15 protein-coding genes are annotated in these 15,334 nt (G+C 52.8%); 3 read left to right on the forward strand and 12 right to left on the reverse strand.

Annotation, left to right across the window (positions count from 1 at the left end; genetic code table 11):
- Nucleotides 1–53: 53 nt before the first annotated feature.
- The 3 genes from ABRZ28_RS05770 to nadE form a co-directional block, all read right to left on the reverse strand.
- Nucleotides 54–1,772, reverse strand: coding sequence for an ABC transporter ATP-binding protein (locus ABRZ28_RS05770; protein WP_330519706.1), 1,719 nt, complete (start codon nt 1,770–1,772; stop codon nt 54–56).
- Nucleotides 1,773–1,853: 81 nt separating this feature from the next.
- Nucleotides 1,854–2,741 carry an aromatic amino acid DMT transporter YddG gene (gene yddG, locus ABRZ28_RS05775; protein WP_330519874.1) on the reverse strand — a complete coding sequence of 296 codons (888 nt, stop codon included), beginning with the start codon at nt 2,739–2,741 and terminating at the stop codon, nt 1,854–1,856.
- An 83-nt stretch (nt 2,742–2,824) separates the two neighbouring features.
- Nucleotides 2,825–3,649 carry an NAD(+) synthase gene (gene nadE / locus ABRZ28_RS05780; RefSeq protein ID WP_330519707.1) on the reverse strand — a complete coding sequence of 275 codons (825 nt, stop codon included), beginning with the start codon at nt 3,647–3,649 and terminating at the stop codon, nt 2,825–2,827.
- Between the two features lie 224 nt (nt 3,650–3,873).
- On the opposite strand from nadE, the gene osmE reads away from it, so the two are divergent.
- Together osmE and ABRZ28_RS05790 are read left to right on the forward strand one after the other, a co-directional pair.
- Nucleotides 3,874–4,206 carry an osmotically-inducible lipoprotein OsmE gene (gene osmE, locus ABRZ28_RS05785; RefSeq protein WP_330519708.1) on the forward strand — a complete coding sequence of 111 codons (333 nt, stop codon included), beginning with the start codon at nt 3,874–3,876 and terminating at the stop codon, nt 4,204–4,206.
- A gap of 339 nt (nt 4,207–4,545) precedes the next feature.
- Nucleotides 4,546–5,064: an RcnB family protein gene (locus ABRZ28_RS05790; RefSeq protein WP_330519709.1), complete on the forward strand. Its 519-nt coding sequence runs from the start codon at nt 4,546–4,548 to the stop codon at nt 5,062–5,064.
- 86 nt (nt 5,065–5,150) lie between these two features.
- Here ABRZ28_RS05790 and ABRZ28_RS05795 read toward each other — a convergent pair whose 3' ends face one another.
- From ABRZ28_RS05795 to hxpB, 4 genes are all read right to left on the reverse strand, one after another.
- Nucleotides 5,151–6,545 carry an L-cystine transporter gene (locus ABRZ28_RS05795; RefSeq protein WP_330519710.1) on the reverse strand — a complete coding sequence of 465 codons (1,395 nt, stop codon included), beginning with the start codon at nt 6,543–6,545 and terminating at the stop codon, nt 5,151–5,153.
- A gap of 181 nt (nt 6,546–6,726) precedes the next feature.
- A complete protein-coding gene (locus tag ABRZ28_RS05800) occupies nt 6,727–7,302 on the reverse strand; it encodes a metal-dependent hydrolase (protein WP_319602590.1) in 576 nt (191 codons plus the stop codon).
- A gap of 147 nt (nt 7,303–7,449) precedes the next feature.
- The gene (gene kduD / locus ABRZ28_RS05805) at nt 7,450–8,211 is read right to left on the reverse strand and encodes a 2-dehydro-3-deoxy-D-gluconate 5-dehydrogenase KduD (protein WP_319602589.1); all 762 of its coding nucleotides are present in this window, start codon (nt 8,209–8,211) and stop codon (nt 7,450–7,452) included.
- 375 nt (nt 8,212–8,586) lie between these two features.
- A complete protein-coding gene (gene hxpB / locus ABRZ28_RS05810; RefSeq protein ID WP_319602588.1) occupies nt 8,587–9,252 on the reverse strand; it encodes a hexitol phosphatase HxpB in 666 nt (221 codons plus the stop codon).
- A 313-nt stretch (nt 9,253–9,565) separates the two neighbouring features.
- On the opposite strand from hxpB, the gene ABRZ28_RS05815 reads away from it, so the two are divergent.
- Nucleotides 9,566–10,114 carry a YniB family protein gene (locus tag ABRZ28_RS05815; RefSeq protein WP_330519711.1) on the forward strand — a complete coding sequence of 183 codons (549 nt, stop codon included), beginning with the start codon at nt 9,566–9,568 and terminating at the stop codon, nt 10,112–10,114.
- A 42-nt stretch (nt 10,115–10,156) separates the two neighbouring features.
- Here the strand turns inward: ABRZ28_RS05815 and ABRZ28_RS05820 are convergent, their stop codons facing one another.
- The 5 genes from ABRZ28_RS05820 to ABRZ28_RS05840 all read right to left on the reverse strand — a co-directional run bounded on the left by ABRZ28_RS05820 (nt 10,157) and on the right by ABRZ28_RS05840 (nt 14,774).
- Nucleotides 10,157–11,017: a fructosamine kinase family protein gene (locus tag ABRZ28_RS05820; RefSeq protein WP_330519712.1), complete on the reverse strand. Its 861-nt coding sequence runs from the start codon at nt 11,015–11,017 to the stop codon at nt 10,157–10,159.
- 232 nt (nt 11,018–11,249) lie between these two features.
- Nucleotides 11,250–12,110, reverse strand: coding sequence for a metal ABC transporter permease (locus ABRZ28_RS05825; protein ID WP_330519713.1), 861 nt, complete (start codon nt 12,108–12,110; stop codon nt 11,250–11,252).
- Entirely contained in the window at nt 12,107–12,970 is an 864-nt protein-coding gene (locus tag ABRZ28_RS05830; RefSeq protein ID WP_319602584.1) for a metal ABC transporter permease, read from the reverse strand. Before ABRZ28_RS05830 ends, ABRZ28_RS05825 begins: the two co-directional genes overlap by 4 nt.
- Nucleotides 12,970–13,863 (reverse strand): manganese/iron ABC transporter ATP-binding protein, encoded by an 894-nt coding sequence (locus ABRZ28_RS05835; protein ID WP_319602583.1) that lies wholly within the window; start codon nt 13,861–13,863, stop codon nt 12,970–12,972. Before ABRZ28_RS05835 ends, ABRZ28_RS05830 begins: the two co-directional genes overlap by 1 nt.
- The gene (locus tag ABRZ28_RS05840) at nt 13,860–14,774 is read right to left on the reverse strand and encodes a metal ABC transporter substrate-binding protein (RefSeq protein WP_330519714.1); all 915 of its coding nucleotides are present in this window, start codon (nt 14,772–14,774) and stop codon (nt 13,860–13,862) included. The genes ABRZ28_RS05835 and ABRZ28_RS05840 overlap by 4 nt, the downstream gene beginning before the upstream one ends.
- Nucleotides 14,775–15,334 lie beyond the last annotated feature (560 nt).

Here is a 15,334-nt window from a genome sequence, read left to right on the forward strand (position 1 = left end):
CTTTTAGATGTATATCACGGCCCCTCTTATCAGCGCGGCCGTGCCGGAACCTATCAGGCATATTTGAACTGCGCCTGATGCAGACTGGCGTAAATACCGCTGTGAGCCAGCAAATCCTGATGACTGCCCTGTTCGATGATGCCGCCGTTATCCACCACCACAATACGGTCGGCGTTCTGTATCGTCGCCAGACGGTGTGCGATGACTAATGTGGTGCGCCCGGCGGAAAGCTCGTTCAGCGATTGCTGAATCGCCTGTTCGGTCGCGGTATCCAGCGCCGAGGTCGCTTCATCCAGAATCAGAATCGGCGGGTTTTTCAGAAAGATCCGCGCGATAGACAAACGCTGTTTCTGCCCGCCCGATAGTTTGACCCCGCGCTCGCCGACCACGGTATCCAAACCATCCGGCAGGCTTTCGATCAATTCATCCAATCGTGCTCGCCGCGCCGCCTGCATGATTTCGTCATCGCCGGCATTCAGTTTGCCGTAAGCGATGTTTTCACGAATGCTGCCGCCGAACAGGAAGACATCCTGCTGTACGATGCCGATCTGACTGCGCAGCGACACCTGCGTCATTTCCCGGATATCGATGCCGTCAATGGTAATGCTGCCGCCGGTCAGATCGTAAAAACGCGGCAGTAATGAGCAGAGCGTGGTTTTGCCTGCGCCGGAGGGACCAACGAAGGCGACGGTTTCCCCGGCGTGGATAGACAGGTCGACGTGATGAATGATGGGGCGATCGGCTGTGTAACCGAAACTGACCTGGTTAAAACGAATATCGCCTTTCAGACTATCGATATGCCGAGCGTTCGGCGCGTCGGTGATGTCCGGTTCGGTATCGATAAGTTGGGTAAACCGTTTGAAACCGGCGATCCCTTTGGGATAACTTTCCAGTACGGAGGTGATTTTGGCGACCGGACGGAAAAAGACCTCGATCAGCAGCAGGAAGCCGATAAAACCGCCATAGCTGAGTTCGCCTTTAATCACATACCAGATCCCGGCCAACATCACGATAAGCTGTATCAAGCGTGTGCTCAGGTAGCTGAGCGTCAGGCTGGCGGTCATGATGCGATAGGCCTGAAGCTTGGTGCGACGGTAATTTTCATTGTCATGGGAAAAGAGTCGCTGTTCATGCGCTTCATTGGCAAACGCTTTTACCACGCGGATGCCGCCGACGCTCTCTTCGATACGGGCGTTGAAATTACCCACTTGGCCGAACAACTGTCGCCAGGTTTCCGTCATCCGTGCGCCATAGCGGCTCACCAGATAGGTCATGAAGGGTACGATGATGATGGTCAGCATCGCCAACGGCAGATGTACCGTCGCCATCAGAATAAATGCGCCGATGAAGGTCATTACGGCAATAAACAGATCTTCCGGGCCGTGGTGCGCGATTTCGCCCACTTCTTCCAAATCTTTGGTGACATGGGTGATGATATGTCCGGTTTTCATATTGTCGTAATAACGGAACGGCAATTTTTGCAGGTGCTCAAACGCCTGCCTCCGCATATCCGTTTCTATGCCGACGCCCAGTGCGTGTCCCCAGTAGTTGACGATCGCCATCAGCCCGGTATTCAACAGATAAACGGCCAACAGGGCGATTGAAGCCAGCAGAATCAATGTCCAGTTTTGCGCCGGCAGCAGCGTATCGATGAACGATTTGATCGCCATCGGAAAACCCAGTTCAAGTAGTCCGGCGATGATGGCGCAACCAAAATCGAGTATAAATAAGCCTTTATAGGGCGAGTAGTAAGAGAAGAATCGACGTAGCATGTATGATTTTTGCGTAGAAAAACGTGGGATTACTATAGCAGGTAAACCTCCCGTAAGGGACGTGCAAATCATACCTGTCGCTTAGCGCGTGACGCGTCGGGTCGCGAACCAGCAGAGCAGGGAGCCTGCCGTTACCATCAGTACGCCTTGCCAGAAAGCGATTGTCGGCGAGGTTCTCAGCCACAGTGCGGCCAGCAGCGTGGAAAGGATCGGCGTGAAGTAAGACGCGGTCGCCAGCAGGGTCAGATTACCGGCTTGAATCCCGACGTTCCAGGCGGAATAAGCCAGCGCGGTTGAGGCGCCCATAAAAATAAGCTCAAGCGAAGACGGCAGCGTCAATACAATCGGGCCTTCGGCGCTGAGCGCATATTGTATCCAGAGTACGCACGAGGCAACGAGAAAAAACAGGGAAATACCGCTTTTCCCCTGACCGAAACGTTTGGTGATGTTGCAGTACAAAGCCCATACCGCCGCCGCTGAGAATGCCAATCCATAGGCCAGCGGATTCGTGAGAATATTTCGCCACAACAGTCCGGGAGACCATGCGCCGTCGCCTTTCATAATCCAGACGATACCGGCCAAAGAAAGCGCCAGACCCAGCCAGAGCAGCAAGCGACTTTTTTGCTGATTGATAAAGATAGCAAACAGAATGGTCAGACAAGGCCACAGATAGTTGATCATGCCCAGTTCCATCGCCTGTAAACGGTTATTGGCCAGCCCGATGGCGAGGGAAAGAAAAATTTCATAGCAGACAAACAAGGGGCCGCCGATCAGCAGATAGATTTTAGGCAGCGTTTTGAACTGCGGAATACCATAAAACAGGCACAGGCATAGCGTACTGGCAGAATAGATCATGGCCGCGCCGCCGATGGGGCCAAGCGTCTCGGTAAGGCTACGGATCAGTCCGACGGACATACTCCATAAAATGATTGCCGACAAACCTGCAAGCGTCGCGCGTTGTGGCGTCAAGCTCATGACGGGGGATCTTTAAATGCGGAACGAATAAAAGCGGATACCGTTAGCGGTATCCGCCCCGAGACATTAATGGCGCGTTAACGCCAGAAATCGTCAAAAACGGTAACCGGCGGCCGACGTTTATGTTCGGTTTTGCGATTCCAGTTTTCTATAATCGCCGCATCCTTCGCGTCGATTTGCTTGCCTTCAAGGTAGTCGTCGATCGTTTCATAGGTGACGCCCAGCGCCACTTCGTCCGGCAGGGCGGGACGGTCATCTTCCAGGTCGGCTGTCGGCGCTTTGGTATACAGTTTGGCCGGGCAGCCTAATTCGCGCAGCAAGGCTTTACCCTGACGTTTGTTCAGGCGAAATATCGGATTGATGTCCGTGCCGCCATCGCCGTATTTAGTGAAGAAGCCGGTTACCGCTTCCGCCGCGTGGTCGGTGCCTACCACCAGACCTGCATTCATCCCGGCGATGCTGTACTGCGCTTTCATACGCTCGCGCGCCTTCTCATTACCTTTCACAAAATCGGACAGTTCGATGCCAATCGCCTTCAGCGTGGCTTCGCTGGCTTCTACCGCCGGTTTGATATTAACGGTCAGCACTTTATCCGGCTGGATAAACGCGATGGCTTCCTGGCAGTCGGCTTCATCTGCCTGAACGCCATAAGGTAAACGCACCGCGATGAATTGGTAGTCCTGATTGCCGGTTTCGTTACGCAGTTCCGTGATGGCGGTCTGACACAACTTTCCGGTCAGGGTTGAATCCTGACCGCCGCTGATCCCCAGAACCAGGGACTTCACAAACGGATGTGCCGTCAGATAACGCTTTAAAAAATCTACGCTGACACGGATTTCTTTTACCGGGTCGATACTGCTTTTGACGCCCAACGCGGTAATAATGTCTTGTTGTAATGACATAACGTTCCCCTTCCGAACTTGTTGAACCTGCCAAAATTGCCTTAATCATCAGAGTGTAAAGCTAATTGGCGAGAAGAAAAAGAACAAGTGCGCCATCAGCAGTTTTACCTATGGATAAAATCACCGCGGCGCTTGATTAATATGCGCATAACGCGGGTTATGATTTGAAAAAACGCCTTTTGCCATCTAGTCTTAACAATGACCCATTCACATGAGGTAATGCAATGAAAAATAATCGGCTCTTGCTCTGTATGGCAGCGGCGGGCGTAGTCTTTCTTTCCGGGTGTACAACCTACAATAAAGCGGAAAGTCTGGTGACGGAACCTGTCGTGAAGGACGTGAAAACAGGAATGACGAAGCAGCAGGTTCATCAGATTGCCGGAACGGCCTCAACGGAAGTCCGCCTGAAGAATGCGCGCGGGACATGCAGTAATTATCTGTTGAAGAACCGCGACGGAACGGCGCAAAACTACTTTGTCAGCTATGACGAAACCGGGCATGTGCTGAACAAGGGCTTCCAAAGCTGCGAAGCATATGATACCTCCCCACAACGATAACAAACCTCTTTATTGAGTGATGACGTAAGCGACGGCTTGCGTGATTAGTTGTTATCTCTGAATTTTCATCGTCAAAAAACATGCTGGAATACGCATACCCTTTGAGCGTATCTTCCAGCATGATCGCTTGCCTGCCTTTCAGCGCCCTGGGCGCTCACCTTTCCTTGATGCGCATGAGATCAGCGCGCGCCGCCGATAGTGTTAAGATTTTGTTTGGATTTGGTAATATCTTGTCAGATCGGGGGTTTTAAGATATTTCTCTCTTTCGTCCGACGACGTTGTAACGGATATTGCGCTTAACCCGCTTTGTAAGACTGTTTAGGCGTCGAGGAAAATGCAATGACGAAAAAAACACTGGCACTGACGATGTCGTTACTTCTGGCGACCAGTTCTTTCTCTGGTTTCACTTTTGCGCAAGGAATGAACGGACCGCAGGATCAGAGGATGCTGCCGCGCAATAACCAAGACGGCGGCGAGCGTAAAAATGCGCCCAATGCCAACAATAATCAACGAAATTCGCCCAATGCCAACAACAACCAACGAAATGCCCCTGGCGCCAATCACAACGGTGAAAAACGCGGACAAACGGCAAAACAGGCGCCCCGTGAGCAGCGCAATGCGCCTCGTTTCCAGGAGAGGGAGCGGTTTGTGTCGCATGGCAATAATTTCAGGAAAGGGCATCCGGTGCCGCAACGTTTTCGCGGCGATGATTACCGGGTTAATGACTGGCGCGCCCGTGGACTGCGTGAACCGCCGTCAGGTCAACATTGGGCCTACATTGACGGCAACTATGTATTGATTGCCGCCGCCACCGGAATAATTACGACCATACTTCTGAACAGCGTGTTGAATAACTGATAGCGTAAAATGATTAACGAGCCGGCAGTTACCTGCCGGCTCGTTATAGATTGGCTGTCTACTTGCGATACAGCATGACGTGCGCGCTATCGGTGCGCCAACTCCACCTCTTCCTGCGCGGCGAACACCGTTTTATCCGTTTGTTTCAATAACTGGCTGGTTACGGTTCCCGCCGTCATCGAACCGCTGACGTTTAATGCCGTACGTCCCATGTCAATTAATGGCTCAATGGAAATCAGCAGCGCCACCAGCGTAACGGGCAACCCCATGGCCGGCAGGACAATCAGCGCGGCGAAGGTCGCGCCGCCGCCCACGCCGGCCACGCCGGCCGAACTGATGGTGACGATGCCGACCAGCGTCGCAATCCATACCGGATCGAGCGGATTAATGCCGACCGTCGGGGCGACCATGACCGCCAGCATCGCGGGGTAAAGCCCGGCACAGCCGTTTTGACCGATGGTGGTGCCAAACGAGGCGGCAAAGCTGGCGATGGATTCCGGCACGCCGATGCGGCGGGTTTGCGCCTCGATACTGAGGGGAATGGTCGCCGCGCTGGAGCGGCTGGTAAAGGCAAAGGTCAGCACCGGCCATATCTTGCGAAAGAATCGGGCGGGGTTGATGCCGGTCAATGACAGAATCAGCGCGTGTACGCCGAACATGATAGCCAGTCCCAGGTAGGACGCCACCACAAAACTACCCAGTTTAAGGATATCTTGCAGATTGGAGCCGGCGACCATTTTGGTCATTAGCGCCAACACGCCGTACGGGGTCAGTTTCATCACCAGACGCACCAGCTTCATCACCCAGGATTGCAGCGTGTCGATGGCCGTCAGGACGCGTTCGCCTTTTGCCGCATCATCTTTGGTCAATTGCAGCGCGGCGACACCGAGGAACACGGCAAAGATTACCACGCTGATGATTGACGTGGGGTTGGCTCCGGTCAGCTCGGCAAAAGGATTTTTGGGGATAAAGGAAAGGATGATCTGAGGAACGCTCAGATCGGAAACCTTGCCCGCATAGTTAGTTTCGATAGCCGACAAGCGCGCGGTTTCCTGCGCGCCCTGCACCAATCCGCTGGCGGTCAGGCCGAAAAGATTGGTGACGAAAACCCCGACTAACGCGGCGATAAGCGTCGTGAACAGCAGGGTGCCGAGCGTGAGTATGCTGATTTTGCCTAATGAGGAGGCGTTATGCAGCTTGGCGACCGAGTTCAGAATGGAGACGAATACCAGCGGCATGACGATCATTTGCAACAATTGAACATAGCCGTTGCCGACGATGTTAAACCAGGCGACGGATTGTTTAATCAGCGGATTGTCGCTGCCGTAGACCAGGTGCAGCGCCAGACCGAATAAAACCCCGATAACCAGACCCAGCAGAACCTTTTTTGCCAGACTCCACGATTTGTTCCGGCCGGCGTACCCCAGCAGGAACAACAGGGCGGCAAATGCCAGAATATTGAATAGCAGCGGAAAGTTCATCTCCACTTCTCCCTATAAATTAGATGAAAATTTTTCTGAGTGATGAAAAACGCGGACAAGAATATCAGTTCTGTCATAAGTTTGTTATATGGTTGTAAGTTATAAATTATAGCTGATGAATGCGTGATTTTTGCGGCGACGGCGGTTTATTACGCAATGTCGATTACGCAATATCGGGGAGCTATTTTAATAGCTGGGTCACGCGCGCCTGCGCCGACTGGATAAGCCTGAATGATTGTTCGTAGCTACAGCAGTTCAGACTCTTTTGCGGTTGATACAGAGAAAAACCGATAAAGGCGATACAGAGAAAACGCTCCAACTGATTACCTTTTTGACTATTCAGTATCGGCAGGCGAAAACGCCAGCGGCAAGGCCAGAGCAGCGGTACCCCGGATGAGGTCAGAATATCGGCGGCGATATGGCTTAAGTAGCCGACAATCATCGCGTGGTAGACATCGGTCGGCAGCAGCCAGTCGGCAGGCATCCGCGTCTGAATAAAGTAAACGCCGGCAATGATGGCGAGTAAACTGTGCGTGAACCCCCGGTGGCCAAATGCGCGGGCGATAGGGGCCGATAGCCATTTCAACCTTTGTCCCAGCAGAGATTTGGGGTGATCGATATCCGGCAGGAGCGACGTGAGCAGCGCGCCAGGAATCAGATGCCACCAGTCTCCCGTTGCCAGCTCTGGCGATAACTCTACTTTTTTAGCCAGGATTACGCAGGCAACAGAGAATAGGACATGTCCTTCCGCAGTCATGAGACGTCTCAAATCGAACTGTTATTTTATACAGTATATGAGATTAACCCGAACTGAGGAAGTAGTTACGCCGTCACTATTAAAGAAAAAGGCGCAGCGGATTGCGCCTTTCTCATCGTTGGCGAACGAAATGAGCAAGAATGCGGGTTAGCGGGCCAGCCAGCCGCCGTCGACCGCGATGGTATAGCCGTTGATATAATCGGACGCGCTGGACGCGAGGAACACCGCCGGCCCCATAAGATCCTGCGGTAAACCCCAGCGCCCGGCCGGGATACGATCCAGGATTTCTTTGCTGCGCTCTTCATCCGCCCGCAGCTGCTGGGTGTTGTTGGTGGCCATGTAGCCAGGAGCAATCGCATTGACGTTAATGTTATGTTTAGCCCACTCGTTCGCCAGCAGCCGGGTAACGCCCATGACCGCGCTTTTTGACGCGGTGTAAGACGGTACGCGAATGCCGCCCTGGAAAGAGAGCATGGACGCGATATTGATGATTTTGCCGCCGTGACCCTGTTTGATGAACTGCCGGGCCACGGTTTGCGACATAAAGAACACGCTCTTTATGTTCAGATTCATCACGTCGTCCCAGTTCTTCTCACTGAACTCAATGGCATCTTCACGGCGGATAATGCCGGCGTTGTTGACCAGAATGTCGACCTTGCCGAACTCCGCCACGGCTTTGGCAACCAGATCGGCATGACCGGCAATATTGCTCATATCGGCGGTCAGGCTCAGGAAACGGCGACCCAGAGCGGTCACTTTCTCTATGGTGTCTTTAGGTTCGACAATGTTGACGCCGACAATATCGCAACCGGCTTGCGCCAATCCGATAGCCATACCCTGGCCCAGACCCGTATCACACCCGGTGATAAGCGCAACTTTACCCTGTAAATCGAAGGAATTTAAAATCATAGCCATACTCTCTCTATAAGCGACAATCGGTTGTCGTTAGCCGTTACTGTGAGGAACCCTACTGAATTCATTGAAGAAAAATACCGGGCAAACCGGTGATATCGCGTGGCAGTGACAATGTCACCTTAGCTTTGGTCTGCCCGGCTATTTCTGTTTATGTGGAAATCATAGTTCTGATGGGATGCTAATTCAATAAAAATGAAATAATGTTTTATTTATTTTTGATGATGGTCATGATTTTGTATGACACAGCGTTATCCGAGGAGGATCGGGCTGGGATGGCGGCAATGCGGCGGGTAGGCGAGTGGTCGCAGGCAGCGGGCGGTCAACCGTCTTTCCCGGACTCCGGTTTTGATGACCGCCGCTTGGAGGGGGTTATGCCAGATGTTCGACGTTGAGCTGTAGCAGCGAGCTCAGTTTGTGGTCGGCCAGCACCCAACGGGGATCCTCGCTGAGTTCGGCCTGGGGGATGACGATGGAACGCATGCGGGCGGCTTTGGTCGCTATCATACCGTTCACCGAGTCCTCTAATGTCACGCATTGCAGCGGTGAGACACCCAGCCCCTGCGCCGCATTCAGATAGACTTGCGGGTGCGGCTTGCTGTAAGCCAGATGTTCCGCCGAAGCTAAAAAGTCAAAATAGCGTGTTAAATCGAACATCTGTAAGACCCGCTTTTGCATATGCAACGGGGACGCCGACGCCAGCCCGATCTTAAGATTTTGCCGGCGGCAGAGTTGCAACGCCTGTTCGACGCCCGGTAATAAAGGCCGCCGTTCATCCACCAGTTCAATCGCCCGTTCAATGATCCGGTTGACGACCGTTTCCCGGCCGGGGGCGCTCCATGGCGCCAACTGATACCAGAGATCCACCACCAGATCGATGCGCAGTCCCAGCGTATCCCGCATGGATTCACGTAACGAGGTATCAATCCCCAATGATGCGATGACCTCCAGTTCGGCCATATCCCATAATGGTTCGGAATCGATCAGCAGGCCGTCCATATCAAAAATCGCCGCGCGGATAGAGGAATTCGAAGTCATACCATCAGCCCCGTAAAAAAAGATAAAAAGTTAGCCAGGTAAATCCGTTGAGCTATACCTGATAGATTTCAATGTGCGCAAGGCTATACTCCAGCAACCAGAAAAGAAAGGGTATAAGTTAATGTCTTGCTTATAAAGACCATCGAGTAAAAAGCGTTGACTGAGAATAAACTTACCGTAGGCTGCTAACGATTTTTATGCGTATGCCCGCGATACTTCAAGCCGCAACAATGAATGCTGCCTTCGCGCAACACGAATTGTTTAGGGTATATACTGTTTGTGATAAAAATAGCGTCGTTCAGAAGGGGAACTCATGACGTATCAACAGGCTGGCCGCATAGCCGTGATTAAACGGATCGCGGGATGGATAATTTTTATTCCGGCATTGCTGTCCACCATCATTTCATTTGCCAACTATCTGTATGCTTTTACTCAGAAAAAACAAGGTATTGATGCCGTGCTGCTGGACTTCGTGCATCTGATGGTCGATATGACGCGCTTTAATACGCCGTTTCTGAATATCTTCTGGTATAACTCGCCGGTCCCCGATTTTTCGAACTTGTTTAAGTCCGCCAGCCTGATGTTTTGGCTGATTTATATCCTGATTTTTGTCGGCCTGGCGCTACAGAGTTCCGGCGCCCGTATGTCGCGGCAGGTGAAGGCGATTCGTGAGGGCATAGAGGATCAGATGATCCTGGAGCAAGTGAAGGGCGGCGAAGGCCATTCACGCGAGAAACTGGAATCACGCGTCGTCGTGCCGCATCACACCATTTTCCTGCAATTCTTTCCGCTCTATATTTTACCGGCCATCATTGCGGGCGTCGGTTATATGGCGCTGCGATTATTGGGACTATTAGTCTAGTAGCCGATATCCTGGCGCAGTCATGCGCCAGATTAACCGTCGTCAGTCGAAAAGCTGTTGTTCTATCGCCTGCTGGGCTTCAATAATGTGTTTCCCGCCAAACAGGTTGGCGCGGTTAAGCAGGTAGTAAATCTGGTAGATGGGCTGACGTTCGATAAAATCTTTATCCAGCGGCCAGACGCTCTGATAGCCGTCGTAAATCTGGGGCGGAAGCGTCGGGTATAACGGCAGCATCGCCAGGTCGCACTCGCGGTCCCCCCAATAACATGCCGGATCGAACAGATAGCAGCCATGGCTGCTGTTGGCGCAGTTGTCGGGCCAGAGATCGCCATGCAGCAATGAAGGCTGCGGCTGATGTCCGGCCAACCGCGCTTCCGCGCGCATGATCAGGCTTTCGACGTCACCGAAATGCATGCCTTTTTCCGCCGCCAATTGCAATTGCCAGCCAATACGCTGCTCGGCGAAAAAAGAAGACCAGCGGCGCTGCCAGCAGTTGGGCTGGACGGTGGTCGACAGGTCATTATCAAAGTCCAGACCGAACTGCGGCTGATCGCTCCATTGATGCAGGCGCGCCAGCTGTTCGCCAAGACACCAGGCGTTGTGGGCGTCGAGCGGTTTTACCGGCAGATACGCCAGCAGCAGGAAACTGTGATCGCGGGAACTGCCGACGCCATACACCTCAGGCACGCTGACGGTATTACTGCGGGCCAGCAGGGCGAGCTGATCGGCTTCCGCGGTAAATTTGGGCAGCATTTCACGTACATCGCATTTCACGAACACGTCATGGTCGCCATAACGGATATACCAGGCCGGGTGGATCTCGCCACCTGGCAGTTCTCGGCGTTCCTCAATTTCAGCAGCGCCGAGATGCTCTTCTAAAAGCCGGCTGACAGCTTGCCACATAAGACCATCCTCCCGTTGATGTTGCCTGACGCCCGTCATCTGACAGCAGTCGGGTGTACACTGTTACGGTAATTGATTGAACTTTATAAAAACTGAACCTGTAGCACAGTGATGATGATTGGTGATGACGAGAAAGCGAAACTTACAGCAAAGAAGTATAGCCATGATTGAACGTAAACGCGCTGGCGCTGTGTAAGATAAACCGGCGGCGTCCGCCGCCGGTTTCGCGTGATTATGACAGGTTGGTCGAAATCTGGGCGGCGGTGCGGCGGTGCTGTTTCAACTGGTGATAACTCAGCGCAATCGTGAAGAACAGCGCCTGTATGATGACGATACAGGGGCCGGTCGCGCCGTCGATATAGAAGCTGATTATCGTACCGGCGATACAGGACACCACCGAAACCAGCGTGGCCACCACCAGCATACGGTCAAAGTTCTTACACACCATAAACGCGATGATACCCGGCGCGATCAGCATGGCGATGACCAGAATAACGCCGACGGCCTGCAACGAGGCGACGATAGTCAACGCCAGCAGGCAGAGCAGCCCATAGTGCAGCAGTTTCACCGGCAGGCCGATAACGCGGGCGTGATTGGGATCAAAGCAATAGAGCATGAAATCGCGCCGTTTCAGCAGGATCACCAACAGCGTGACGAAGGCGATCAGCAGTATTTGCGTCAGTTCCTGGGCGGTGATGCCCAGCACGTTGCCGAAGAGAATATGATTCAGATGTTGATCGGTATCGATACGCGCGAACAGCACCAGGCCAAACGCGAACATGCCGGAAAAAATAATCCCCATCACGGTATCTTCCTTGACCCGGCTATGCTCTTTCACGTATCCGGTGGCGACCGCACAGAATATGCCGGAGATAAAGGCGCCGATAACCAGCGGGATCCCCAGCAGAAAGGCCACCACAATCCCCGGTAAGACGGCGTGAGAAATCGCATCGCCCATCAGCGACCAGCCTTTCAGCACCAGATAACAGGACAGCACCGCACAGACCGCGCCGGTCACAATGGCCGCCACCAGCGCGCGTTGCATAAACGGGTAGGATAACGGGTCGACTATCCAGCTCAGGATCATGCTCATCGCGCGTCCTCCGTTTGAACGCGTCGACGTAAGCGACGCGAGGCCAACAGGCCGTGTTTGGGCGCGAACAGAAATGCCAGCAGGAAGATGACCGTTTGCAGCGTCACAATAACGCCGCCGGTGGCGCCGTCGAGGAAAAAGCTCAGGTAAGCGCCGATAGCGCTGGTCAACGCGCCAAGCGCGATGGAAATCAACACCAGCCGGCTGAAGCGATCGGTGAGCAGGTAAGCCGTTGCGCCGGGGGTGATGACCATCGCGATAACCAGAATGGCGCCGACGGTTTGCAATGCCGCCACGGTACAGGCGCTGAGCAAGGTAAAGAAAAGAATTTTCAGCTTCAGCGGCGAAAGGCCGATAGAACTGGCGTGGTTTTCATCAAAGAACACCGCCAGCAGGTCTTTCCATAACAGACAAAGAATCACAAAGGTGATGCCGATAATGATCTCAACCTGAATAATATCTTCCTCGGCTATCCCCAGAATGTTGCCGAAGATAATTGACTGTACGTTAACGGAGGTGGGATTGAGCGAGATAATCAGCAGGCCGACGGCGAAAAAAGTTGAAAAGATAAAGCCAATCACCGCATCTTCACGCAGTCGGGTGATATGACGCAGCAGCGTCATCGCCAGCGCCGCCAGCATACCGGTGAAAAAAGCGCCGGCCGCATACGGTAGTCCCAGGGCATAGGCGCCCGCCACGCCGGGCACCACCGAGTGCGACAACGCATCGCCCATTAACGACCAGCCTTTCAACATCAGATAGGCGGAAAGAAATGCGCAGACGCCGCCGACAATCGCGCTGACCCAGATAGCGTTGACCATGTAGTTATAGCCGAAGGGTTGCAATAAGATGTCGATCATCAGCTTTTTTTCTCCTCCAGCGGACTGCGGACGGCGGGAGGATCGCTCTTGGTGGAGCCATAGAACACGGCGGGGCGCTCGTCGTCGGTCAGTACGGTCACCGTCCTGACGTCGTCGTCGTCGTGCAGATGCGGCCCGCCGAGGTTGATGTGGCGCAATACGCCGCCAAAGGTTTTTTCAAGGTTGCTCTGGGTGAAGGTACTGTGCGTCGGCCCCGAGGCCAACACGGTTCCATTCACCAGAATCACGTTGTCACAAAATTCCGGCACGCTGCCCAGGTTGTGCGTCGCAACCAGAATCAGGTGACCTTCGTCGCGTAATGTGCGCAGCAGGTCGATAATCGCATTTTCAGTTTTCACGTCGACGCCGGTAAAGGGTTCATCCAGCAGCAATACGCTGCCTTGCTGAGCCAGCGCACGCGCGAGGAAAACCCGTTTTTTCTGTCCGCCGGACAGTTCGCCTATCTGGCGTTGATGTAGCGCCGAAAGGCCGACGCGCTCTAACGCGTCAGCGACAATGCTGCGATCCTGTTGACTGGGAATACGCAGGAAATTCATCTTGCCGTATCGTCCCATCATCACCACATCGGAAACCAGGACTGGAAAATTCCAGTCCACATCTTCGGTTTGCGGAACGTAGGCCACCAGATTCTGTTTCAACGCCTGGACAATGGGTTTCTTATTCAGCAACACCTGACCGGACGTGGGTTTCACCAACCCCATAATGCTTTTGAACAGGGTTGATTTCCCGCTGCCGTTAATCCCCACCAGCGCGCAGATCGTGCCGCCATTCAATGAGAATGAGGCATGCCGTATCGCCTGATGTCCGTTGCTGTAGATGACGGAGACATCATTGACTTCTAATGATTGCGTTGCCGTCGTATCACTGCTCATTGATCAAATCCTTTGGCGATGGTTTCGACCGTAACTTTTAGCAGGTCGATGTAGGTTGGAACCGGGCCATTTTCGTTCGACAGAGAATCCACATAGAGTACGCCGCCATATTTCGCGCCGGTCTCTTTACTCACCTGTTTTGCCGGTTTATCCGAGATGGTGCTTTCACTGAATACCACCGGGATTTTTTCCGCGCGCACGGTGTCAATCACATTACGCACCTGTTGAGGAGAACCCTGCTCATCCGCGTTGATTGGCCAGAGGTAGACTTCTTTGAACTGATAGTCTTTCGTCAGATAGCTGAACGCGCCTTCGCTGGTCACCAGCCAGCGCTGCTGTTCGGGAATGCGCGATAACCTTTCTCTTAACGGCGCATCGATCGCTTTCACCTTCTCGGCATAGGCTTTGGCGTTGCGGTTATAGGTTTCCGCATTGGCGGGGTCGTATTTAACCAGGCCTGCTCGAATATTTTCAATATAGATCAGCGCATTGGACGGCGACATCCAGGCGTGGGGATTGGGATTCCCATTATAGCTGCCCCCGCGGATCGAGAGTGGTTCAATACCTTCCGTCACCACGACCGCCGGGACGTCTTTGACGTTTTCAAAGAAACGTTCAAACCAACGCTCCAGATTCATACCGTTCCACAGTATCAACTGGGCCGACTGGGCCTTGACGATGTCGCCTGGCGTGGGTTGATAATCATGAATTTCCGCCCCTGGCTTGGTGATGGACTCTACGGTAGCCGCATCCCCGGCAATATTCTGCGCAATATCCTGAATAATGGTAAATGTGGTGACCACTTTAAGTTTTTCCGCCGCTTGAACGCCGGAAACGGAGGAGAAGAGCAGGGCGCAAGGCAAGACGATTCGCTGCAAAAAACGAGGTAACAGAGCCGGAGAAAGTTTCATGTAAATATCCTTACAGGCAGTGATTTGTTTTATGAGAATAATTATCAATATCATTTAAGTCAAGAGACAGATGACTCGTTATGGCGCGTCGGACGACCGGGCGGGTAATTGGCTGTATTGGCAGGAGTAAACGGTCCACAATGCTCCTCTGGTAACAAAAAATTTAATCTAATTTAATGAAACAAAATCAACCTTGCAACGTAAGTCTAACGCTAACAGGCAATATTCGCACTGTTAATATGGAATAAAAAGAGATTATTCGACAGATGAGAGATGGGCTAAAAAAAGGCTGGAGTCTGCCGATATACCATTATGAATGGGGTTTAAGCATAGGTCTTATTTCTGCAAGGAACATAACGATATGAGTACCAAATCAGAAAGACGTTGGAAACTGGCCAGTTGGCTTTTACTGATACTTCTCGTTCCGTTGTTTATCATTATGCTGGTGGGTAATTAACTGGTGCAAGTAAGTCGGAACAGGATTGCTCGCTTTTTGTTCTAATCCTTATCGGAAGCCCTGCCGGTGTGGAGGTGATAACTTGCATAATAATCAATGCATT

The organism is Brenneria sp. g21c3 (genome assembly GCF_040240345.1).
Taxonomy (GTDB): domain Bacteria; phylum Pseudomonadota; class Gammaproteobacteria; order Enterobacterales; family Enterobacteriaceae; genus Brenneria.